This is a genomic window from Pseudoalteromonas sp. DY56-GL22, assembly GCF_041414715.1.
In the GTDB taxonomy this organism is placed as follows: Bacteria; Pseudomonadota; Gammaproteobacteria; order Enterobacterales; family Alteromonadaceae; genus Pseudoalteromonas; species Pseudoalteromonas simplex.
Genome location: NZ_JANHZR010000001.1, coordinates 213,689 through 235,285, shown reverse-complemented (window position 1 = coordinate 235,285; position 21,597 = coordinate 213,689). Strand labels below are relative to the sequence as shown.

18 protein-coding genes and 1 pseudogene are annotated in these 21,597 nt (G+C 39.6%); 11 read left to right on the top strand and 8 right to left on the bottom strand.

Annotated elements, in window-relative coordinates; translation table 11 throughout:
• Positions 1 to 170: 170 nt before the first annotated feature.
• The 4 genes from NO991_RS01010 to NO991_RS00995 form a co-directional block, all read right to left on the bottom strand.
• Positions 171 to 3,635, bottom strand: a complete 3,465-nt coding sequence (locus NO991_RS01010) for an ATP-binding protein (RefSeq protein ID WP_371351559.1) — start codon at positions 3,633 to 3,635, stop codon at positions 171 to 173.
• Between the two features lie 29 nt (positions 3,636 to 3,664).
• Positions 3,665 to 5,914, bottom strand: coding sequence for an ATP-binding protein (locus tag NO991_RS01005; RefSeq protein ID WP_371351558.1), 2,250 nt, complete (start codon positions 5,912 to 5,914; stop codon positions 3,665 to 3,667).
• A 9-nt stretch (positions 5,915 to 5,923) separates the two neighbouring features.
• Positions 5,924 to 7,192 carry a PotD/PotF family extracellular solute-binding protein gene (locus tag NO991_RS01000; protein ID WP_199528748.1) on the bottom strand — a complete coding sequence of 423 codons (1,269 nt, stop codon included), beginning with the start codon at positions 7,190 to 7,192 and terminating at the stop codon, positions 5,924 to 5,926.
• Positions 7,193 to 7,279: 87 nt separating this feature from the next.
• Positions 7,280 to 9,394 carry an EAL domain-containing protein gene (locus tag NO991_RS00995; protein WP_371351557.1) on the bottom strand — a complete coding sequence of 705 codons (2,115 nt, stop codon included), beginning with the start codon at positions 9,392 to 9,394 and terminating at the stop codon, positions 7,280 to 7,282.
• Between the two features lie 323 nt (positions 9,395 to 9,717).
• On the opposite strand from NO991_RS00995, the gene NO991_RS00990 reads away from it, so the two are divergent.
• Entirely contained in the window at positions 9,718 to 10,761 is a 1,044-nt protein-coding gene (locus NO991_RS00990; protein WP_371351556.1) for a flavin reductase family protein, read from the top strand.
• Positions 10,758 to 11,819 carry a fatty acid desaturase gene (locus NO991_RS00985; protein ID WP_371351555.1) on the top strand — a complete coding sequence of 354 codons (1,062 nt, stop codon included), beginning with the start codon at positions 10,758 to 10,760 and terminating at the stop codon, positions 11,817 to 11,819. The genes NO991_RS00990 and NO991_RS00985 overlap by 4 nt, the downstream gene beginning before the upstream one ends.
• A gap of 44 nt (positions 11,820 to 11,863) precedes the next feature.
• On the opposite strand, the gene NO991_RS00980 is transcribed toward NO991_RS00985, so the two are convergent.
• Positions 11,864 to 12,316 carry a hypothetical protein gene (locus NO991_RS00980; RefSeq protein WP_371351554.1) on the bottom strand — a complete coding sequence of 151 codons (453 nt, stop codon included), beginning with the start codon at positions 12,314 to 12,316 and terminating at the stop codon, positions 11,864 to 11,866.
• Positions 12,317 to 12,337: 21 nt separating this feature from the next.
• Complete coding sequence (locus tag NO991_RS00975) at positions 12,338 to 12,694, bottom strand: helix-turn-helix domain-containing protein (protein ID WP_054553546.1); 357 nt, start codon at positions 12,692 to 12,694, stop codon at positions 12,338 to 12,340.
• Positions 12,695 to 12,821: 127 nt separating this feature from the next.
• Between NO991_RS00975 and NO991_RS00970 the strand changes: the two genes are divergently transcribed.
• From NO991_RS00970 to NO991_RS00935, 8 genes and pseudogenes are all read left to right on the top strand, one after another.
• Entirely contained in the window at positions 12,822 to 13,403 is a 582-nt protein-coding gene (locus NO991_RS00970) for an NAD(P)H-dependent oxidoreductase (RefSeq protein ID WP_054553545.1), read from the top strand.
• Positions 13,404 to 13,412: 9 nt separating this feature from the next.
• Positions 13,413 to 13,961 (top strand): redoxin domain-containing protein, encoded by a 549-nt coding sequence (locus NO991_RS00965; RefSeq protein WP_371351553.1) that lies wholly within the window; start codon positions 13,413 to 13,415, stop codon positions 13,959 to 13,961.
• A gap of 9 nt (positions 13,962 to 13,970) precedes the next feature.
• Positions 13,971 to 14,336 (top strand): hypothetical protein, encoded by a 366-nt coding sequence (locus tag NO991_RS00960; protein WP_228482482.1) that lies wholly within the window; start codon positions 13,971 to 13,973, stop codon positions 14,334 to 14,336.
• Positions 14,337 to 14,348: 12 nt separating this feature from the next.
• Positions 14,349 to 15,551, top strand: coding sequence for a low temperature requirement protein A (locus tag NO991_RS00955; RefSeq protein WP_138617859.1), 1,203 nt, complete (start codon positions 14,349 to 14,351; stop codon positions 15,549 to 15,551).
• A gap of 169 nt (positions 15,552 to 15,720) precedes the next feature.
• Complete coding sequence (locus tag NO991_RS00950) at positions 15,721 to 16,356, top strand: LLM class flavin-dependent oxidoreductase (protein ID WP_371351552.1); 636 nt, start codon at positions 15,721 to 15,723, stop codon at positions 16,354 to 16,356.
• Positions 16,357 to 16,368: 12 nt separating this feature from the next.
• Positions 16,369 to 16,623 carry a hypothetical protein gene (locus NO991_RS00945; RefSeq protein WP_371351551.1) on the top strand — a complete coding sequence of 85 codons (255 nt, stop codon included), beginning with the start codon at positions 16,369 to 16,371 and terminating at the stop codon, positions 16,621 to 16,623.
• Positions 16,624 to 16,632: 9 nt separating this feature from the next.
• A pseudogene (dkgB, locus tag NO991_RS00940) lies at positions 16,633 to 17,439 on the top strand (2,5-didehydrogluconate reductase DkgB); the annotation flags it as partial.
• 60 nt (positions 17,440 to 17,499) lie between these two features.
• Positions 17,500 to 18,384, top strand: a complete 885-nt coding sequence (locus NO991_RS00935) for an alcohol dehydrogenase catalytic domain-containing protein (protein ID WP_371351703.1) — start codon at positions 17,500 to 17,502, stop codon at positions 18,382 to 18,384.
• A gap of 37 nt (positions 18,385 to 18,421) precedes the next feature.
• Here the strand turns inward: NO991_RS00935 and NO991_RS00930 are convergent, their stop codons facing one another.
• Positions 18,422 to 19,276, bottom strand: coding sequence for a DUF417 family protein (locus NO991_RS00930; RefSeq protein ID WP_138617863.1), 855 nt, complete (start codon positions 19,274 to 19,276; stop codon positions 18,422 to 18,424).
• A 127-nt stretch (positions 19,277 to 19,403) separates the two neighbouring features.
• A complete protein-coding gene (locus tag NO991_RS00925) occupies positions 19,404 to 20,552 on the bottom strand; it encodes an MFS transporter (protein ID WP_054553540.1) in 1,149 nt (382 codons plus the stop codon).
• 200 nt (positions 20,553 to 20,752) lie between these two features.
• Between NO991_RS00925 and NO991_RS00920 the strand changes: the two genes are divergently transcribed.
• Entirely contained in the window at positions 20,753 to 21,529 is a 777-nt protein-coding gene (locus NO991_RS00920; RefSeq protein ID WP_300358151.1) for a DeoR/GlpR family DNA-binding transcription regulator, read from the top strand.
• Positions 21,530 to 21,597: the final 68 nt, after the last annotated feature.

Sequence of the window (21,597 nt, the reverse complement as noted above, 5' to 3'; positions counted from 1 at the left end):
GTAGAGCAATGCATAGGCAATTGCCGAGCACAACTGAATAACGAAATTTTTGCCTTATTATCAACGAGGTTTTATTGTCTCAAAATAGACCACTTTATTAAGCGAATTGGTATAATTCGATATCGTAAAATTGTGTTTATTTTTAAATTGCTCTTTGAATGAAACATAAACTAATTTTCTTCTAACCATTGAGTGATATCAGTAATAAGCTGGGTAAGTATTTGCTCTATTTCTATAATAGTTTTCTCAAGGTTTAAATTGCCTTGGCTCGCTTTTTTTTCAACGTCAGCGAATAAACTTCTCAAGTGACTGGCACTTATTTCTCCGCACATCCCCTTTAAGGCATGTGCAACCTGACGAACTTGCTCACTATCTTTAGCATTAATTTGGCTTTGCAATTCTTTAAGCCTTAGCGGCGCTTTAGTAATGAACATCTCGCATATTTTGATTAATAAGGCTTCTTTATTTAAAAGTCTAACCAATGCTTGCTCACGATCCCAAAGAGGCTCTAAATTACTTTGTTCAGTACTAAGCGAATCTCCCTCGTAATTCGATAAAGACCACTTAACAACTTTTGACTGAACTTCGTGAGCTTGGATAGGTTTACTAACATAATCACTCATACCAACTGCAATACACTTTTCCTTCTCACCAGCCATAGCACTTGCCGTCATTGCTATGATGGGAATTTGTGCATAGTACTGACCAGCCTCTGCGGCTCGGATTTTTTCACACACTTCATAACCATTGAGAACCGGCATTTGGCAGTCCATTAAAATACAATGAATAACTTCGTTACTCGCTTTAGAATTTAATAAAATTTCCAGCGCTTCTTGACCATTTTGAGCAGTAATAACCTCTATAGGCAATCCATCTAAGGCGCCAAGTGCAACTTCAATATTTATATCATTGTCATCCACAATTAATATTCGGCAGCCTTTAAGTTGGGTTAAAACATCTGCTGTTATGTCATTTTCTGTCGTTCTGTTTTCACTCAGCAAATAAAGTGGCTCATTTTCTGATACTTCAAAACCTGCAACTCTCAATAAATTAGTTTGTGTAATTGGTTTATTAAGGGATGTAACTTTTGTATCGAGCGCCTTTGGAAGGGGGTTAGTTGGTAGATGCAGTAAAATTATACGGCCTTGTTCTAATGTATTCGCGAGGCTATTTACCAGTGATTGAGGGTTTATCGCTTGAATACTTTCATAATCAATAAAAACATAATCAACATTGCTTGTATGTTCATCAGCAAGTGTGTTTATGTCGCTAACTTTAACATCAGCCCCATATACTTTTAGTAACTTTTGCATCACATCATGGCATTGCGAGTTGTTACTAATCAATAAAATACGTTTATGATTATAATAGTCTGAAACATCTGGTTTAGGGGCTTGGCTACTCCCAACTTTAATGTAAAAGCTAAATGCGCTCCCTTCATTAATTGCAGAATTAACTGCAATATCACCATTCATTATATTACACAGCTGTTTGCATATTGATAAACCAAGCCCTGTTCCGCCATAGTTGTCGGCTATAGAACTATTAGCTTGTTGAAATGCATCAAATAAATGACGTTGAGTATTTAACTCTATTCCTATCCCCGTATCTTGCACGGTAATTTTTAAGGTATGCTCCGTATTAGAAACCTGCTCAGATGATGCCGTTACTTTGATAAAGCCTTGCTCTGTAAACTTAATCGCATTACTAATCAAATTATTAATGATCTGAGTAAGCCTAAGTGGATCAGTCTTAACTTCGTAACAAGCCAGCCCGCTCGTATCTAAATACACATCAAGACCTTTATCAAAAGCCCTCACAGAGCATGACTCGACTAAACTTTCGATCAGTAATTGAGGTTTGATTTTTTGAATGTTTAAATCGAGTTTACCCGACTCAATTTTAGATAAATCTAAAATATCATTTATTAATAGCCTTAAATTTGAAGCACTTAACTCCATCATATCTACAAGCTTACGGGCATTATCGGGCAATGTTTGACGTTTTAAAATATTCAACGTGCCAATCACTCCATTTAATGGCGTGCGTAGTTCATGACTGATATTAGATATAAATGCGCTTTTGATATCGCTGTGCTTTATTGCTTCATCTTTAGCTTCAGCAAGTGCTTGAGTTCTTTGCCTTACTTTTGCCTCAAGCTCCGAATTTAAACGTTTAACTTTATTCGCAGCTTCTTGTTCTTTGCTAATATCTCTAATTATCAATGCAACCCCGATTAAAACGCGCTGATCCGAAAAAACAGGGCTAACCGAAATGGCGAAATAATTCACCACACCGTTTTCAGAAATACTGCATTCATCTTTGATTTGTGTTTTTGAGTTTTGAATATCCGCAATGTAATCAGGAATAGGTAATCGGGCCAAAAAATCAATATCTTTACTCGCTTTTCCTATCGACATCGAACTTGCCAACATTAATAGGTTTTCAGCTGTTTTATTTAAACTTGTCAATTTACCTTCTAGATTTAAACCAACAATGGCATCTATCGACCCTTCAACGATAGCAGACGCTTCTCTTCTAGCCTCTGCTAGTAACTGGCTCCGGTTTGCGTTTCGGTAAAACGTTAACAGTAATACCCCCGTAAAAAGAATTATCAAAATTAATAAGCTATAGGTCATGACCCGCTTTTCATTTATTACTTTATCAACGTATTGCTTAGCCACTAAAAGATTAAAATTGATAAAGCCATAGCTTTTACCTGGTCTTGTTTGTACTTTTTCTGAATGAACATAAAACTGCCGAGTTGTTGGTGAAGTTGCAGTGACTAAATATAACCCTTGGTGCTGAACAGGCTGAGCGTACACTGACTGCCATGTAATAGACGGATCTAAGTCTCTCGTAAATTGATACCCTTCATAAGGGTGATAAATAAAATCTCCCTCTGAACTGCTGATCACTAACTGAGAATAATCAAAAATAGTTTCTTTTAGCTTCTGTATTAATGGGGTGGCATTTACATTCATGATTAAAAAAGCAAATCGCTTTCCTTTATCACTGTATATGGGTATAGAAAAACGCAACATGGGTTTGTAAGGAAACACTACCTCGCCAAACTCTTTGTTTAGCGACATAGGCGACATGTATATTTGGTTCACTTCTAATAATGAACTTGGCAAAAAATAAGGTTCTGCGCTTTTCGCTTGTAAAGAATAGTCAGGTACAGCTTCTACTGAAGCGCCAACACGTTGCACACGAATTAACTCTTTTCCTTCTGCGCTCACAGCTATTATGCGCAGCTGTTCAACCGCAAGATTGTTCTCCATAAAGCCTATAAAAATGGTTTCAAGCCGCTCCTTCCATTGCTGATAGGTTGTACCATCGTAGGGGTCAATTCCATCATTAAAATGAGCCCGAGGTAGGCCAGCTATAGGGGGCGTTGAATATAAAAATCGTAAATCAGATTTCGACTGCAATATCGAAGATGTGAGTATTTTCTTTAAACGCTGGTTTGTTTCTGTAAACTCTTGATCAATTGAGTTTAACGCATCCCGTTTAACATGCCCCTCGAAAAAGTAGACAGCGATGGCAGCAAAAACGCTAAAAATTAATGAAACAAATAACAAAAACGTTTTAGATGACATTGTGCTTTTATTATCTATATTGAGACTGTTCACATTGCTTCCTTGTTAGTTTATTGGTGATGCTAAGAGCACCACTTAACCAAAACACGTTTTAAGTTTTCGAACTTAATTGGCTTGCCAATAAAGTCGTTCATACCCGCTTCAAAGCATCGCTGTTTGTCTGCTGCAAGCACATTTGCGGTTAATGCCACTATGGGTGTGTGCTTATAGGCAGGTAGTTTTCTAATTTTCAATGTTGCCTCAGGGCCACCCAATACCGGCATTTGCATATCCATAAAAATAATATCAAACGCCCCTATTTCACACTGTGCTATGGCCTGTTCCCCATCATCAGCTAAACTGATCGACTTTATATTAAACTCAGCCAGCATAGACTCGATTACCACTTGGTTAATATCATTGTCTTCAACCACCAGTGCAGTTACATGGGAAAAATCAACGGACTTTTCACTACTCTCTTCAAGAAGGCTTTCACTAATAGCAGGGGTTATGAATGTTCGGGTAACATTAAGCTCAAAATAAAACATAGAGCCTTTATCTGGTTCACTTTCTACTTTTAATGACGAATTCATCAAATGTAACAACTTGCTTGAGATAGTCAGGCCAAGCCCAGTGCCACCGAAGCGACGAGTAATAGAAGCATCTGCTTGAGAGAAAGCGTCAAACAAAGAATCTAGCTGTTCATTGGCAATACCAATACCCGTGTCAGATACACTAAAAGTAACTTTAAACTCATCATTCACTACTTCTTCAATAATGACGTTGAGTAACACGCTACCACGATGAGTGAACTTAATTGCATTGCCTAATAAATTAATGAGTACTTGTTTGAGCCGAGTTTCATCACCTAAAAATATAAAGTCGGTGAGCTCTGGCGTTGTCGTAATAAATAACTCAATACCTTTATTTTCAGCTTGTTGCGAAAATAAATGCGTTAACTCGTTCAACAAGGAGCTTAATTCAATTGGACCTGACTCAAGCTCTACTTTAGCAGCCTCAATTTTACTCAAATCTAAAATATCGTTAATAATAACCAGTAAACTTGCACCTGATGATTTAATGATATTGAGCATCTTTGCTTGCTCTGCCGATAATGGTGTGCGACTTAGCTGCCGAGCCATACCTAAAACACCATTCATAGGAGTTCTGATCTCATGACTCATATTTGCTAAGAATTCAGATTTTACTTTCGCTGTACGCTCAGCTGATTGCTTTGCATCTGCAAGGTCTTTACTTAAAACCCTGAATCGTTCTGCTGCATTCGCTAAAACACCAATTTCATCTTTGCGATTTAAATCATAAATTTTGGCCGAAAGGTCACCACTCAAAAAGTATTTAAAACTAACGGTAAGGCGCTTAATTGCATGCGAAATTTGCAAATGAAACGCAATTGCAAAAGCCACAATATAAATAACAACGCCGATCGCAAGGAGCTTTAAAATACGCTCAGAATTTGAAACTGTTTTTTCAGCATCCGATTTAATTTGCTCAAGTCTCGATAAAGAAAGCTCTCTTAGCTGGTTTGATAAAGTACTAAATTCAATAGCATCGCCTGCCATAACCACATTGACTAAACTTAAGTAATGACGGTTAGCTTGAATACTTTTAGAGAATTGCTGCTGATAATTAGCAGTAAACTGGGACATTTTATCGAGTGTTATCGCAGGACCTTGAAGCACTTGTAGTTTTTGATTAAGCAAGCGCAGTGTAGTATTCACTTTAGCCCTTTTTGAATAGTCTTTCTTCGATAAAAATTGATACGCATCATGATGCATTGAATGCCATAGGTTAGTGAGCTCTGCGATACTTAATTTATCTTCTGTATTGATGCTCTTTGATTTCAACTTTTCAAGTTCTGCTATCGCATTAGTGTAGATACTTGGTAACACCTGATAGATTAAATGTGCCCTGACCTCATAGCGTTTTGTAAGTACTGCTAGGTTCTCATCGTATCGGCTCAAAAGCTCAGACATCGAATCTAAGTAAACCTGACTGTTTGCTTCATTTTGATTAAAATTTATATTACCTAAACGTTTTTTTATACTTTGAAAGTTATCTTCTATTTTATTAAAAACAGACTTACTCCCTGAGTTGCCGTACACAGAAATATCACGCTGCATCTCTACAATGTCTTTATTTATTCTTAAGATACTCACCGCATAATTACTGATACGGCTAATCTCTATAAATGCCGTTTCTATGGTTTTTAATCGCTTATCCATTACAAAAAAACTAGCACTCAATGCTAATAATAATAGCAGCAGCGCCAGCGACATCTTTGCAGCAATTGATTTAGAAAAGATGTTAAGCAATCTAAGCCCTTATGAATTTAACAATTCAAACCATTTATCTAAGCTGTAATCGTAATTAGGCATCACAGTATTCCATACTGCGATATTTGAAAATCGCTGAATATAGCTACCACCATCACGCTTTTGACCCGTTTTTACAGATACCTTTTCATCGGTACCGCGTAAATCTACAACGGCTTCTTTACCCTCATACCAATAACTCCACTCCGGCTTTGACATTAAGGGCTGGCTTCGCTCTGGGTTTGAAATGTAGTACCCTTGCCTTGCGATAAAAGCTCCTGGATAACCAGATAACCACCAATTCATATAATCGTATGCTGCATCTTTTACATGCCCTTGTGTATTGGCTGATAAGCACATAACACCATGCCAAGCTCGGTAGCCTTCTTTTGGAGATGCATAAACCACGGGAATGCCTGCTCCACGACACGCACTCACCCCTGGCGAGAACATACTTTGGATGTTTACTCGTTTTGTTTTCATAAAGTCCACCGATTGTGGAACCGATGTCCAAAAGCCAGAAAAATGCCCTTGTCGTTTTTTTTCTAATAAAATAGCAAAAAGTTGATCAATTTCGGCAATACTCATATCGCCCATGTCATTAAAAGTCATTAGTCCCTGACCCTGCGCAGCAAGGGCCGCATCAAAGATACCTATTGTAGGGGCGTTTACTAGCGCAACTTTTCCTTTGTGTTTTTCATCAAGTAACCAAGCCCATGATTCAGTTTGATAAGGGATCCCTTGCTCTATCACTTGGGTGTTGTATCCGAATGAGTCAACATTATGAACATAAGGCATAAAGCTAATTGCTTTGCTCGGAGTTTGCGATAGCGTACCGTCGTCTTGAACATAAAGCAGTTTATTAGGAGAGTCGCCCGCGCCAAGTTTAGCTTCAGGGACTATTTTTCCGGTTTTTGTTAATGGGTTTATTTCATCCCAATAAACAAGCCTATCTATATCGATAGGTTGAATTGCCCCCGCTTGCCATAAAATATTAATTGAGTCTGACCATTGTTCGTACAAATCAAATGAACTTGGATTTGCTGCTGCTTTTTGTAAAACGGCGGCGCTTCCCATTGGCGTAAACTCTAGGTTAATGCCTAATTCACGCATTGCCCTGCTTCTGAGTTCTTCTTGCAATGTAACATGTGTGCCAAGCACCCTTAATGTGACTTTATTTTTAGCAAAAACATAAGGTGCTTTAAATGCAAGAGTAGAGACGGCCGCGCCAGCTCCTAAACCTTTAAGAAAACGCCGACGATCAACTGAGTTAGTCATTTGAAGTTCCAACGAATTTATAGTTTTTAAAGTGTAGAATAAATTTCAAAAATTGATTCAAAAGACATACAAAAGATAAACTTAAGCTCAAACATACTGGTCGTTATTGTGCAACGAGGGTAAAAGCAATTGCGTTAGGCTTTCATAATTCATTGGCTTACCAAGCAAGTAGCCTTGCCCTGTGGCACAGCCCAGCTCATCTAGTTTGTTTTTTTGCTCAGCCGTTTCTATTCCTTCAGCAACAATTTGAAGATGAAGAGAGTGCGCAAGTTCAATAATCGTTGAAACAATATCAAGCGCTTGCGAATCAGTTAGCATATCACGTACAAAGGACTGATCTATTTTCAATACATTTAAAGGAAACAGCCTTAGATACGACAAGCTAGAATACCCTGTACCAAAATCATCAAGGGCAATACTTACTTTCATATTGGCAATTAATTTAAGTTGGTTGACCGCATACTCATAGTTTTCAATTAGCGCTGACTCTGTCACTTCTAACTCTAAATATTTACTCGGTAGCTGAGTTTTCTCTAAAATCATCGCGACTGTGTCTACAAGTTTTGAGTCGGTAAACTGTTTAGCGGAAATATTTACGGCCACTTTTGTCGGCACACCTGCATCTAACCAGCGTTTTGCACTAATACAGCTTTTTTCTAAAACTTGCTCGCCTAACCTAAAAATTAAGCCCGTTTCTTCAGCATACTCAATAAAATTCAGTGGTGATATAAACCCGCCCTCATCATCACTTAAACGAACTAAACTTTCTACGCCAACCATTTCGCCACTACGTAAATCGTATTTAGGTTGATAGTGCACATCAAGGGCGTTATTTTCGAGGGCTTTTCTTAACTTATTACCTACATCAAGGCGTTTATTCATTTCAACCTGTAAGTCTGTGCTGAAATAGCAATAACTATTTGCCGCTTCGTTCTTTGCCTTATACATAGCGGAGTCTGCATGGCGAAGCATTTCTTCAACACAATTAGCATCATCAGGGTAAACACTTATGCCTAAGCTTGCAGAAAGAATATGTTGTTCGCCACCAGAGCGAAATGGCTTACTAATTACATTAAGCACTTGATTTATCAAAGGCTCTAGACTCAAAGAATGTGACTCATGAGGGACAACAAGCGCAAATTCATCCCCCCCGACACGTGCAACTGTAATATCGTTACAAGCAAAGCAATCTAAAGAGTGGCCAATATGAGCAATAATTTCGTCTCCAATATGATGACCTAACGCATCATTTATAAACTTAAATTTGTCCAAATCGAGCAGTAATAAACTTAGCTTAGTGTCATTAAAAGAGGCTCTGGCAATACCTTGAGTTAATCTATCATGCAGTAATACGCGGTTTGGTAGTGAGGTTAGTTGATCATGATGTGACAAGTACGTCATTTGAACCGACATAGCGAGCGTTTCACTAACATCTTGAAAAACCATAACAGCACCGCATTGTTGTTTTTTTTCATTTAAAATTGGTGCTGCGCTATCTTCAACTCGGTGTTCAACCCCTTGTTTACTCGTTAGTTGCGTGTTTATTGCCATCGCCACAGGGCGGTTTTCCTTTAGAGCAACAGTAAGTGGATTTATTGAAGGTGTTTTTGTTGTGGAGTCAGCTAATTTCATCACCTCTTCAATATGACGACCCTTTGCAGCAGTTTGAGACCAGCCCGTAAGCCTTTGCGCTACAGGGTTCATATAAGTAATTTGGGCATGTTGATCCGTTGAAATAACGCCGTCTGCTATCGAATCAATTGTGATACGTAAATGCTCTTTTTCAGCAAATAAAGCAGCTTGGGTATTTTGTAAAATATTCTCTTGCGCTTTAACTTTAACGTGATTTTCTATTCGCAATCGACATAACTTTAAGTTCAGAGGTTTAGAAATAAAATCGATTGCGCCTAAAGACAATGCTGATTCTTCAATTTGTGGATCACCATGTGAAGTAATAACAATAATTCGTAGCTGTTCAAACACTGGGTTGAATTGAAGTTCTTGTAAAATATCAAAGCCACTAATTTTTGGCATTTCTAAATCAAGTAACAAAACATCAGGTTTTGCTTTATGGATTAACTCCAGTGCTTGGGTACTGTCGTTTAAAGTGATTATGTTACCAACATCTTCTAGTGCGTGTTCAAGTTGTAAAGTGTTAATCTCTTCATCATCAATGATAAGAATAGTGCAATTATCGACCATCTTTTTCCCTCTACTACGTATTTGTACCTGATTAAACATAGTTCGAAAATCAAAAAAGCGGCAACACTTTTTCATTAGAAAAATTAAAATTAAATCCATTTTCATTAACTGCTTTAACTTTCTAAGCCAAAGCCAATTCCTTTTAACTAGCTAAAGGAGCGCTTTGCTTGGCCTTACTCTAAATAGTCTTGCTTCGATGCCGCTTTTAAAAGCCTTGGCCAACTGCTTTTTAGAATAATTACTCAAATTAGACTTGCAATTACCACATTTCAGCTTACACTTGTTCGCCAAATGGGCGTACACTTGTAAGCTAAAGGCGAAAAATGAGAGCGTTATTAAATTCATTATCAAAACATTTATTGCATCATCAGTCATGGGCAGGATACTGGGAGCCGGTGGTTCAGTGCTTTAAACCAGGCTGGCGCGAAGGCTACTTTCGTGCACAAGTAAAACATGTACAGGTGTTTGCTGAACAAAGCGTTGAGTTGATTATTGAGCCAGAAAAAACATGGCCAGTTCATCAAGCAGGCCAGCACATTGCGTTAACAATCCAAACGAATGGACGATTGCTAACGCGTGTATTTACCATCGCAAGCGAACCACAATTAGCAAGGCAGCAGCGACAAATTCGTTTATTGATCCGCAGCCAAGAGTTCGGCGCATTTACATCAAAGCTAACATATTTGAGGCCAGGACAATGGCTTAATATTTCTGAGCCTAAAGGCCAGTTTGTTATGCCAAATACCGCGCGTTCTTTAATCATGCTTGCCGGTGGCTCAGGCATTACGCCATTTATAGCCATGCTTAAATCTTTACCTACATACAGCAAACAAACTATAACCCTGCTTTACTATGCAAAGCCGAACAGCCACTGGATTAAAGATGAGCTTGATCAACTAAAGCAATCACTGAGCAATTTTGATTATCACCTACTTGAGCGCAGCAAAGACGGTGATGCGACGACATGGCTGACAACAAATGCGCATAAGTACTGGTTAGTGTGCGGCCCAGCTGCTTTGTATAAGCAAGCAGCCGCTTTAGCTAAGCAACTAAATACGCCGATAGACAGTGAGCATTTCAGTGCAGTCCCTGCTGCTGTAGTAACCTCTGATAAGCACGATTTAACACTCACTCATCAGGGCAAAACATTCACGATTGATAACCAACAAACCTTACTGACCCACTTACAAGCGAATAAGCAACCTGTGACAGTTGGCTGTGGTATGGGGATTTGCCATCAATGCCAATGCGTCAAAAAGCAAGGCATCGTGCGTGATATTCGCACCGGTGAGCTCTCTGATAGCTCAGAGCAGTTAATTCAACTTTGTATATCTCAACCAGTCAGTGACGTGGAGTTATCAGCATGAACACAACAAAAACAGTCAATTATGAAAAATTAGCAGCTCAACTCGATAGCGTTAAAGCAGATGTAAAATCAAAACTCGGTGAGCAAGACGCGAAATACATTCGCCGCGTTATTGTTTGCCAGCGAGTGTTTGAATGGAGTGGCCGAATTCTATTAATGCTAGGCTTTATTCAGCCTGTTTTATGGCTCGTGGGTGTGCTTAGTTTAGCCACTGCAAAAATCCTCGATAACATGGAAATTGGCCACAATGTGATGCATGGCCAATACGACTGGATGAATGATAAATACATAAATTCAAAGTCTTACGAGTGGGATATAGCGTGCGATGGAGCTAGTTGGAACCGCGTTCACAACTACGAGCACCACACTTATACCAATATTATTGGTAAAGATCGCGACTTCGGTTATGGATTACTGCGCTTATCGAATGACTTTCGTTGGCGGCTAAAAAACCTGTGGCAATTTGTCACTTACCTATTACTCAGTGTGCTGTTCCAATGGGGTGTGTCGTACCATGAAATGGCAGCCGAGCGCGTATTTTTTGGCAAGAAAAAAGATGACCGCGATTACAAAGTATCGCACAGCGAACTGAAAAAGCGCTTTTTTAGTAAGGGTGCACGCCAGCTAGTGAAAGACTATCTGCTCTTTCCAATGCTTGCTGGGCCTTTATTTTTGTGGGTTTTAACGGGCAACCTTGCCGCTAATTTATTACGTAACCTGTGGACCTCAACCATTATCTTTTGTGGGCACTTTACCGGTGAAGTAGAAACATTTAACCAACAAGACTGCGAAAATGAATCACAAGGCCAGTGGTATTACCGCCAAGCGTTAGGCTCATCAAATATCAAAGGGGGTAACCTGTTTCATGTAATGACTGGGCACTTGAGCTATCAAATAGAGCATCACTTATTCCCAGATTTACCCGCAAAACGCTACCACGAAATTGCCCCTAAGGTGCAAGCTATCTTTAAAGAGCACGGCATCCACTACAATACCGGAGGCTTCTTTCGCCAGTACTTTTCTGTTGTAAAACGGATTGTGCGCTACTCTTTTCCGTAATTGATGAACGCCAGTGCACAGCGCTGGCTTTTTTAAAAATAATTTTATGGCAAGGAGTTAGCTGCGATAATCAGTTCGTTAATATCTAACTGTAATTCATCATCTGCTGCTTGTTCCACGAAAGTTAAAGCTGTATTGGCAAAGTTTAGGGCTTGGGCCTTATCAGCTTTCTCTAGGTAATTCTCTGCAATCGCAAAATTAATCGACGCTAAATAATCCTCTAGTTCGAGTAACATTGCTAACTCTAGCGCTTTAAAATAATAGCTAAGTGCAACCTCTGGCTTTTGATAGGTAAAGTCAGCGAGCGTTTCCCATTGAAACGGATGATCAAGCGGTGTGCCTGCAAACTTGTCGCATATTTCTTTTATTTGATTGTACGCCGCCCACTCTTGTTGTTTATTTGGAGCATTTACAATATCAAGCGCAAGTTGATGAATCGCCTCATAATGAGGTGGCTTTTTAATTGATTCAACTTCTCCAAATTGTGCCTTATGCATTCCCTGCCCTCTCTAAGCTAATTAAATCTCATTTGATTCAGACCAAACTCGTAACTCATCGAGTATATGCAGTGCTGAGCGGCCAAAATCAGTAAGTTCATAGGTCACCGCTATCGGGCGGGTGCTAATAACATGACGGGTGATCATCGCTCTACTTTCAAGCTCTTTTAGACGTTGGTCGATCATCTTTTTGCTTGCACCACCCAGCATACGCGTTAAATCATTAAAACGAACTGGGCCATCTTTTAAATGATAGATAATAGATCCCGTCCATTTACCGCCAATCAAACGCATGCCTTTTTCAATAGCACAGGGTTCCATGCAAGCATTTAAAACTTTTTTTCTACCCTTACTATCTGTTTCTACTGAACTTTCCAAAACATCCTCGCATTTTTCAGACTAGTTACAAAAAGGTGACTGGTTGATTTAATAATCTAGGTTACTATTATATACCACAGAATATATTTTGAACACGATAAAGTAATTAGCAAACGGATACTCAACTATGAAAAACGTATTAATTCTTAACGCACATCACTATTACCCTTTTTCTGAAGGTAAGTTAAATGCTGCTTTAATCGAAAAAGCTGACGCTTTTTTTAAAGCAAAAGGCTATCAAACTCGCGTGGTTAATACACAAGACGAATTTGATGTAGAAACTGAACTTGAGAACCATCAATGGGCAGATATCGTCTTTTTGCAATCACCTATTAATTGGATGGGCATGACATGGTCATTCAAAAAATACATGGATGAAGTGTACACAGCGGGTATGGGGGGAGCGCTTTGCCATGGTGATGGTCGTCATCAAGACAATCCAAAAGCCAATTACGGTAAAGGCGGCACCTTGACTAACACTCAATATATGATGTCGCTGACTTTAAATGCGCCTGCAGAATCATTTGCAGATGCCGCTGACTTTTTTGAAGGTAAAAGTGTTGATGACCTTGTTTTCCCAATGCATATGAACTTTAAGTTTTTCGGTATGCAAGCGATGCCAACTTTCGCCTGTTATGACGTGATGAAAAATGCAGACATCGACAGCGACTTTGCGCGCTTTGAAAAACACTTAAACGAGAACTTTTAAGGAACAATCATGAGTAACGAATCTGTTTATAGCAATAAACTCCATCCGGGTAGTGCATTTCCTAGTATTAGTGCTGCACTTTTAAATGGTGAAGAGGCTGTTCTTGGTCAACCTCAACACGGTGCAAGCTGGCAGCTTGTTGTTGTTTATCGTGGTAAGCATTGCCCTTTATGTACCCGCTATTTAAATAGCCTCGAGCAGTACAAAGCGGCGCTATTAGAAACGGGTGTTGATGTAATTGCTGTTTCAGGTGATAGCAAAGAGCAGCTAGAAGCGCATTTAGAGCAGCTATCTGTGTCATTTCCACTTGCTTACGGTTTGACTACAGAGCAAATGCAAGCATTAGGTACTTACATTTCTGATCCCCGTTCACCACAAGAAACGGATCACCATTTCGCAGAGCCCGCACTGTTTGTGGTTAACGAGCAAGGTAAAGTACATGTGGTTGATTATTCTAATAATCCATTTGTAAGACCTGATTTAGCAACTTTGGTAAGCGGGCTTAATTGGATACGCGAACCAAAAAATAATTACCCAATTCGCGGTATGCATAAGTAGAGTGTAGCCATGAGCAAAATGACAGCTTTGCTGATTGGCTTGGTGAGCACAATTATGTGCTCACAACATGCTTTTTCAGCACAACTTCCCCATGCACATATTGCTTCACCCAATCACTATGAAGTATTGCTAGATAACAGTGAAGTACTTGTTTTACGTATGACTTTAGCACCAGGTGAGCAAGATAATTGGCATAAGCATAATGCTGAAACAGTCTATTTTGAGACAGGTGGTAAAGCGACCATCAGTACTAAAGAGTCACAAACAACAATTGAGATCCCTAATGGCTATGTGATGTGGCATGACGCATGGACTCATCAAGTCAAAAATGAGGGTGAAACCACCATCACTGCAATTATTGTCGAAAGGAAATAGATAGGATCAATTATGGCATTAGAAAACCACCCAATGTGGCGCTTACCTAAGCATCACCTAGATTTAAAAAGTTCACATGACCATGTTCATTGGGTTGAATTATTTTATGACCTTATCCATGTGGTAATCATTTTTTTGCTAGGTAATTTTTTGAGCGACCACTTACATTTAAGTGGTTTTCTTACATTTGCAGGTTTGTTCATCACCGTATGGTTTGCGTGGGCTGACTCCAGTGTTTTTAATTCACTCTATGTCAGTACTGATGTAAAACACCGGCTGATCATGGCCTGCCAAATTGTTACCGCCATGGTTATGGCTGCCTCGCTCCCTCATGTACTTGATAAAGGTTGGACATATTTTGCATTAGCCTATGCTGCTAATCGCCTTATTACAGCTTATTTATTTCATCGCACCAATCAATTGGGGGTCGAATCAACAAAATTAGCACGCAGTGTGAGCCGTAACTACTTTGCTCTTGCCATCATTTTTGCTACCACAGCATTTATGCCTGCCCCCTATCGTTATTGGGTGTTTGGCGCTGCGATTGCCGCTATCCAAGTTTTATATATGGCTCCAAAAATTGGTGTACTTGAAAATAAACGCTTTTTACCACGCCTTGGGCATATGTCTGAGCGCTTCGCCCTTTTACTGCTTATTGTCGTAGGCGAAGGTTTCTTTAAATTGGTGATTACTTTATCTGAAAAAGGAGTTTATAAAGTCGACCCCACTGTACTGGCTAACTTTATGTTTGGTGGTATTGCGGTATTTGTGCAATGCTGGATTTACTTTGATTTTGTTGGCAATGGTAAACCTAAAAATCAACACAAATGGACACTCGTTAGTTGGTGGTTAGCTCACCTATTTTTAATGCTATGTGCAGTTATGGTTGGCGTTGCACTCGCCGGCGAAGTGAAAGCCGGGTTTTGGCAGCCGTACCCCCTAAAATATGGTGTCATTGGTTGTGTAGGGTTAGCAGGCTACTTATTAAGCTTATTGTGGATCCAGCTAATGATCGAACATCGCGTAGCCCATCGTTTTGCTACAGCCAAAGTAAGAATGTTTGGCGTCATACTTGCCTTGGTTACTATTCCTATTTTACCCCATGTGCCTTCGCTCATTGGCAACTTACTTTGGGGCACAGCACTGATTTCACAAATTGCCTACCCAGTCACTCGCGCATACTTTACCCTTTCAAAAGAAGAAGCTAATTCATAACGATTAAAACACCTTTGCAAAAACGACAAAGGTGTTTTGTTATCCCTGCTGTTTTTCGCAAAAACTTTCCTCGCCATAATACCCTCATTACTTAATCATCAATCACTTTCAGGGCCGCATTAAATTGTTAAGTATTGCTTAGCTATGTCCCTTAAAGTTTGGAGTCATAATGAGTTTTGATAAATTAGCGCAAAAACCATTCTCAATTGGGGTTGAACTTCCACTTGATAATGATTGGGCACATTTCAATCAACAATCAAATCAATCATTTGGGATCCCTAATTTAGCTAACCATGAATCACGTGTTCAACTTGCTGATGAGCTTGGCTACGCAGCGGCATGGGTTCGAGACGTACCGATTTATGACCCGAAATTTGGTGATGCCGCCCAAGTTTATGAAACCTTCAGTTACCTTGGCTACTTAGCAGCTAAAACCAAGAATATATTACTTGGCACCGCAGCGGTGGTATTGCCATTGCGCCAACCTTGGCTTGTTAAAAAGGCAGCAAATACTGTGCAAGCGCTTAGTAATGATCGGCTAATTTTAGGTGTTGCCAGCGGTGATAGACCTATTGAATATCCTTTATTCGATATTGATTTTGCAAGCCGTGGTGAGCAACTACGTGAATCTGTTTCGCTACTAAAAGGCGCCCCTAAGCGACCTTTAGAAGCGGGTCAAAAGCTACTACCAGAAGTGAAAAATTTCCCACTTTATGTAGCAGGTCTTGCTCAGCAAAGCCCTCAATGGGTTGGCGAAAACATGGACGGCTGGCTTGCTTACCCAGGCACACCAGATGATCATTAAAAGCGTGTCGCTTTGTGGCGAGAGGTCGCAGGAAATAAGCCGTACGTTAGTTTTATTCATTTAAATTTATTAGATGATCCTGATGCACCTATAAAACGTCACCGTTTTGGGGTTGAAACAGGCGTCAACGGACTCATCTCAGAACTAAAGGCAATGAGAAATGCCGGTGTGAATCACATTGGCCTGCACTTTAGACGTAACGAATTACCCATTGAATGGGCATTAAAGCACATTGGCGAACATGTTTTGCCCAAGTTCCATAATTAAGGAGTTATGATGTCACAATCAATTATGCCAAAACTGGGTTTTGGTACATTTAGATTACAAGACGAAGTTGCATATCAAAGTGTGCTAACAGCTATTGAAGAGGGCTTTAGACACATCGACACTGCGCAAATTTACGGTAACGAAGAAGCTGTTGGCCGAGCGATTAAAGACAGTGGTGTTGCACGTGGTGAGTTATTTATTACCACCAAAGTATGGAATGATAAGTTAAATAAAACGGACTTTATTAACAGCGTAAAAGAGAGCCTGACTAAACTACAACTAGATTACGTCGACTTACTGCTTATTCATTGGCCAAGCCCAGCCAATGGCGAAAGCATGGATGAGTATTTAACCGAGTTACAATCAGCAAAAGAGCTTGGTTTAACGAAAGAAATTGGTGTTTCAAACTTTACCATTGCACAAATGGAAGAAGCCTTAAGTATTTTGCCAAAAGGCGCATTATTTACCAATCAAGTTGAAGTTCACCCCTACCTAACCAATCAAAAGGTACGTGATTTTTGTGCCCAAAACGACATTCTCGTTACCGGCTATATGCCATTTGCGGTAGGTAAAGTACTTAAAGATCCAACCATCAAAGCGATTGCAGACAAACACCAAGTGAGCACCGCTGAAGTAGTCATTGCTTGGGAGTTAGCGCATGACATGGTAACGATACCGTCATCTACCAAACGCGAAAATATGGCTACTAACTTAAAAGCCCTTTCGCTTAGCTTAAGCCAAGACGAGATCAATCAAATTGATGCCCTTAGTTGCGGCGACAGGCAAGCAAACCCGGATTTTGCTCCTGACTGGGATCATGATGAAGTAAAGACAACTCAAGCTTGGCAGTTTCAAGGTGCTGATAAAGCACTCGCTTTGGGATTAAAAGCTGTACCAGCACTTAAAGCAGGGCAAATTTTGGTCCGAAACCTAGCGGTTGGTATTAATCCAGTTGATTGGAAGTTTATTCAAGCTGACCCTATAAATTGGGCAGATACACATACACCTGGCGTAGACGGTGCTGGGGTTGTTGAGCAGGTAGGCGATGGCGTCGATACCAAACTAATAGGTAAAACAATCGCTTATCATCATAGCTTGAGTGAAAACGGCAGCTTTGCTAAACACACAGTACTTTATGCAGACCGTGTTATGCAGGTGCCAAAAGGGTTAGCTGTCAATGTTGCTGCTGCATTACCTTGCCCACTGCTTACTGCATGGCAAGCTTTTAGCAAAATACCATTACGTAAAGACGAAAAAGTATTAGTAACCGGCATGGGAGCTGTTAATAAACTGCTGACACAAATGCTGAATCACAGTGGCTTTGAAGTACATGCTTTATCAAAAAGCCTAACGACTGAGCAAGCCGAAAAGCTTGGCGTTAAGTTAGTATTACGCGACGCACCATCTGAAGGTGGCTACTTTGCACTCTTTGATGCTAATGGCCCTGAAGAAGCTAAAAAGTTAGTGCCACTTCTACAGGCAAATGGTCATGTGATCAGTATTTTAGGACGCATTGAAACCCCAGTCGATGAACCATTCACGCGCACTATTTCTTATCATGAAATTGCCCTTGGTGCATTACACGATTATGGTGATTCACAGCAATGGCAACGTCTTGTAAGTGATGGCGAAAAGCTCCTTAATGACATTGCGTCGGGTACTTTAAATGTTGAAGAACCCACTGACTTTGAATTTAACAATCTCAATGATGCCCTTGAGTTTTCTAAAGTTCAAAAGCAAAAAGCCGTTGTAGTTGTTTAGTTATCATTTAAAAGGCCTCTTCTGAGGCCTTTTTATTTTATTCTGCTGTTTCTTTAGGTGTATTGTTGAATACAGCTAAATGATAAATAATCACTAAATTCGCTATAAACCACAGATCTTTAATTACAAACTGACCTAATCGCTCAAACACTGTAACGCTGCTAAGCGCATTAGGTGCGGTAATTAAAAATGTTTGTGTCATGATAAATACCGAGCAACAGGCTAGTCCAGCAAGTAAAATAAGTTTCGCATTTCTGATAAACAAGCCAACACCTAACAGCGCCACACTCAAAATATCAAATATGCCAATCGCATTTGATGCCCCTTGCACGCTAAAAACAATATACAACCAAGACATAAACGGTGAAGACTCAACAAGGCTAACAATCGCATTTGCTTCAAAAGCAAAAAACTTCATTGCGCCAATCCAAACCAACACTAATGCCACCGATGCATAATTCAAAGCAACATGCGCTTTATCACTCAAAACATCTTTGTAAAACACAAATAAAAATAAAGGAATAACAGCAAAATACTTAATAATACCCTGCCCCGAACCAATTACTGGAAAACCCCCTTCACTTGCAAGCCAACGATTTGCACTGAACAATGTAAGTAAACAGGTAAGTGCAATAATAAGAGCTGTCACGGTGGGAAGCGCCCTATTAATAAATCCTAAATGAGAATGAAGGCTGGTAATACCTACAAAACAAAGTGCAAAGCCTGCAATCATACTCATGAGATGATCAGGTACCTGAGTCTCTAAACCATAAAACGAAAATATACTGCCAATAGCATTGGGGTTTGCCCCCAAAATAAAAGACAAACCCAATAAAGAAAAACTGATAGTAATAAGTGCAATCACTAAATTATTTGATATACGTAAATTCATTTAAACCCCTCTATAAAACTCAATTAGAAGACCTAAGTTAGGGATAAAAACATTCACCATTTTATAATTTACTATCACCTTTTCCTGTTAAATACATATAACATTTTGAATAATAACAATTATAAAGTTAGTCTTGTGAAACTTTCACAAAGAGTGAAAAGATAGTCGCCAAAGCAATTAACATCGCTATTACGACCAATGCAGACGCAAGTGAAGAAAAATGTGCAATTTGACCGACACTTGCAGGCCCCATTAATACACCTAAATAACCAAATGTTGTTACAGCAGGAATTGCCGTAGCTTGCGACATGTAGGTTTGCTTCCCTGCCGCAGAAAACATAATTGGTACAACATTGGCACAACCTATTCCCATTAACACATAACCAAATAGCGCAACATAAAAGCTCATTGATACAATAGCGATTATCAAGCCAAGGCTTGCTACTAAACCACTTATAGTCAGAACAGCCCTTTGCCCATGCTTTGCAATAATGCGATCGCCAAATAAGCGCCCTAAAGTCATTGTGACTGAAAAGCTAAAAATCCCTAATGCCGCCATTCCTGTTGATGCATTTTGATAATCAATTAAATATATTCCGCTCCAATCTAAAACGGTTCCCTCTGCGAGAAACATTGCAAAGCAAATAATGCCAATTAAAATCACCGGGCCTTTTGGGAGCGCAAATGCAGGACCTTCATTGGGGCTTGCAAAAGGAAGTAAGTCTCTCTTTGCGAAGATCAAACACAGTAATACTATCGCCGCCATTAGCATACAGATTTCGAATGCCGAAAAACCAGCAATTAGCAGCATTGCTACAGCACCCGCCCCTAAAATACCACCTAAACTGTAAAAGCCATGAAAACCAGACATAAGTGAAAGCTTAGAACGTTCTTCAACCAACACAGCCTGAATGTTCATAACACAATCAGTTGCGCCGATAGAAAGGCCAAAAATCACCAGTAAAGTTGCCAAGCTAGCCACACTATTTACTAAAGCAAAAAATGGTAGGCAAAAAATAATCATCATCGTTGAGAGCTGTAATACACGTTTACAACCATACTTAGTTGCGAGCGCACCTGATACAGGCATAGCAAATATTGCACCTGCACCAAGACACAAAAGCAACAACCCTAAAGTACTCTCATCAATGCCAATATGCGCTTTAATTACTGGTATGAGCGATGCCCACGTAGCCGTGGCTAAACCTGCACACAAAAATAGTAACCTTGTAACGAGTACTTCGCGCTTTTTAAACGGATACCTTTCTAACAACATCAAGCAAAACCTTCCATAAAACATCACAATCGAGCATGGTAAGTGACTAGGTTAAAACCCGTCACCTTCCCTCATTCCAGTTTATAACTAAGCTAAGGCTTAGTTATTGAGCTATTTAACTCTAAATAATCACAAAATTGCTAAAACGAGCATGCAATGCTACATTAGACTCAGTTTAAACTGCTCAATTATGATTATTTATGCTCGATTATGCTTCATTCCCAGATCAGAGGCAAGCACTGATCAAAGATCATTTACAACAAACCGGCCGAGTTGTGTGTGTTCAATTAGCCAAAGAACTTAATGTCTCAGAACATACGATCCGCCGAGATCTGCAAGAATTAGCAAATCAAGGGGTGTGTAAAAAAGTGTATGGCGGCGCTGTCATTAATGCACAAAATGATGGCAGTTTAGTGCAACGAATGGTTTTAAATAGTGACCGTAAGCAGCTTTTAGCTAAAGCGTGTATTCCTTACTTTAAAGAGCATGCATTTGTATTTATTGATTCTGGCAGTACCAATTTAGCCATTGCAAGTAAGATCCCACACGATCTTGCCTTAACGGTGGTTACCCACACGCCTGCAATTGCTATTGCACTACAATCACATCAACAATGTGATGTAATTCTATTAGGTGGAAAAATAAGTAAGCAACAAGGCGCTGCAATTGGTAGTTGCTCGTTAAAGCAATTACAAACAATGCATTTTGACCTAGCAGTTTTAGGCGCTTGCGCAATCGATGTCGAGGTGGGTGTTTCAGCGTTTGACGTTGAAGATGCACAGTTTAAACACGCTATAGTAAAACAAAGCAATAATGTATTAATCGCCGTTACTGAAGAAAAACTGTCTTCAGTCGCAAGGCATAAAGTGACAGCGTTAGACGCTATTTCTGTTTTAGTTACTGATGCCAAGAAAAACGATATAAAACTCGCTGAATTTAAAGACACTGAATTAGAACTTGTCTGTACCTCTGAATAAATTAAAACAGCAATTTTGTTCAAGTTTTTAGGTTGCCAGCTTCGCTATATTGGCGTAGGAATAATAAC

Coding starts and splice junctions, on each gene's coding strand:
- NO991_RS01000 (WP_199528748.1), bottom strand. CDS start 7,192: ATGACTAACTCAGTTGATCGTCGGCGTTTTCTTAAAGGTTTAGGAGCT.
- NO991_RS00995 (WP_371351557.1), bottom strand. CDS start 9,394: ATGGTCGATAATTGCACTATTCTTATCATTGATGATGAAGAGATTAAC.
- NO991_RS00990 (WP_371351556.1), top strand. CDS start 9,718: ATGAGAGCGTTATTAAATTCATTATCAAAACATTTATTGCATCATCAG.
- NO991_RS00985 (WP_371351555.1), top strand. CDS start 10,758: ATGAACACAACAAAAACAGTCAATTATGAAAAATTAGCAGCTCAACTC.
- NO991_RS00980 (WP_371351554.1), bottom strand. CDS start 12,316: ATGCATAAGGCACAATTTGGAGAAGTTGAATCAATTAAAAAGCCACCT.
- NO991_RS00970 (WP_054553545.1), top strand. CDS start 12,822: ATGAAAAACGTATTAATTCTTAACGCACATCACTATTACCCTTTTTCT.
- NO991_RS00965 (WP_371351553.1), top strand. CDS start 13,413: ATGAGTAACGAATCTGTTTATAGCAATAAACTCCATCCGGGTAGTGCA.
- NO991_RS00960 (WP_228482482.1), top strand. CDS start 13,971: ATGAGCAAAATGACAGCTTTGCTGATTGGCTTGGTGAGCACAATTATG.
- NO991_RS00955 (WP_138617859.1), top strand. CDS start 14,349: ATGGCATTAGAAAACCACCCAATGTGGCGCTTACCTAAGCATCACCTA.
- NO991_RS00950 (WP_371351552.1), top strand. CDS start 15,721: ATGAGTTTTGATAAATTAGCGCAAAAACCATTCTCAATTGGGGTTGAA.
- NO991_RS00930 (WP_138617863.1), bottom strand. CDS start 19,276: ATGAATTTACGTATATCAAATAATTTAGTGATTGCACTTATTACTATC.
- NO991_RS00925 (WP_054553540.1), bottom strand. CDS start 20,552: ATGTTGTTAGAAAGGTATCCGTTTAAAAAGCGCGAAGTACTCGTTACA.
- NO991_RS00920 (WP_300358151.1), top strand. CDS start 20,753: ATGCTCGATTATGCTTCATTCCCAGATCAGAGGCAAGCACTGATCAAA.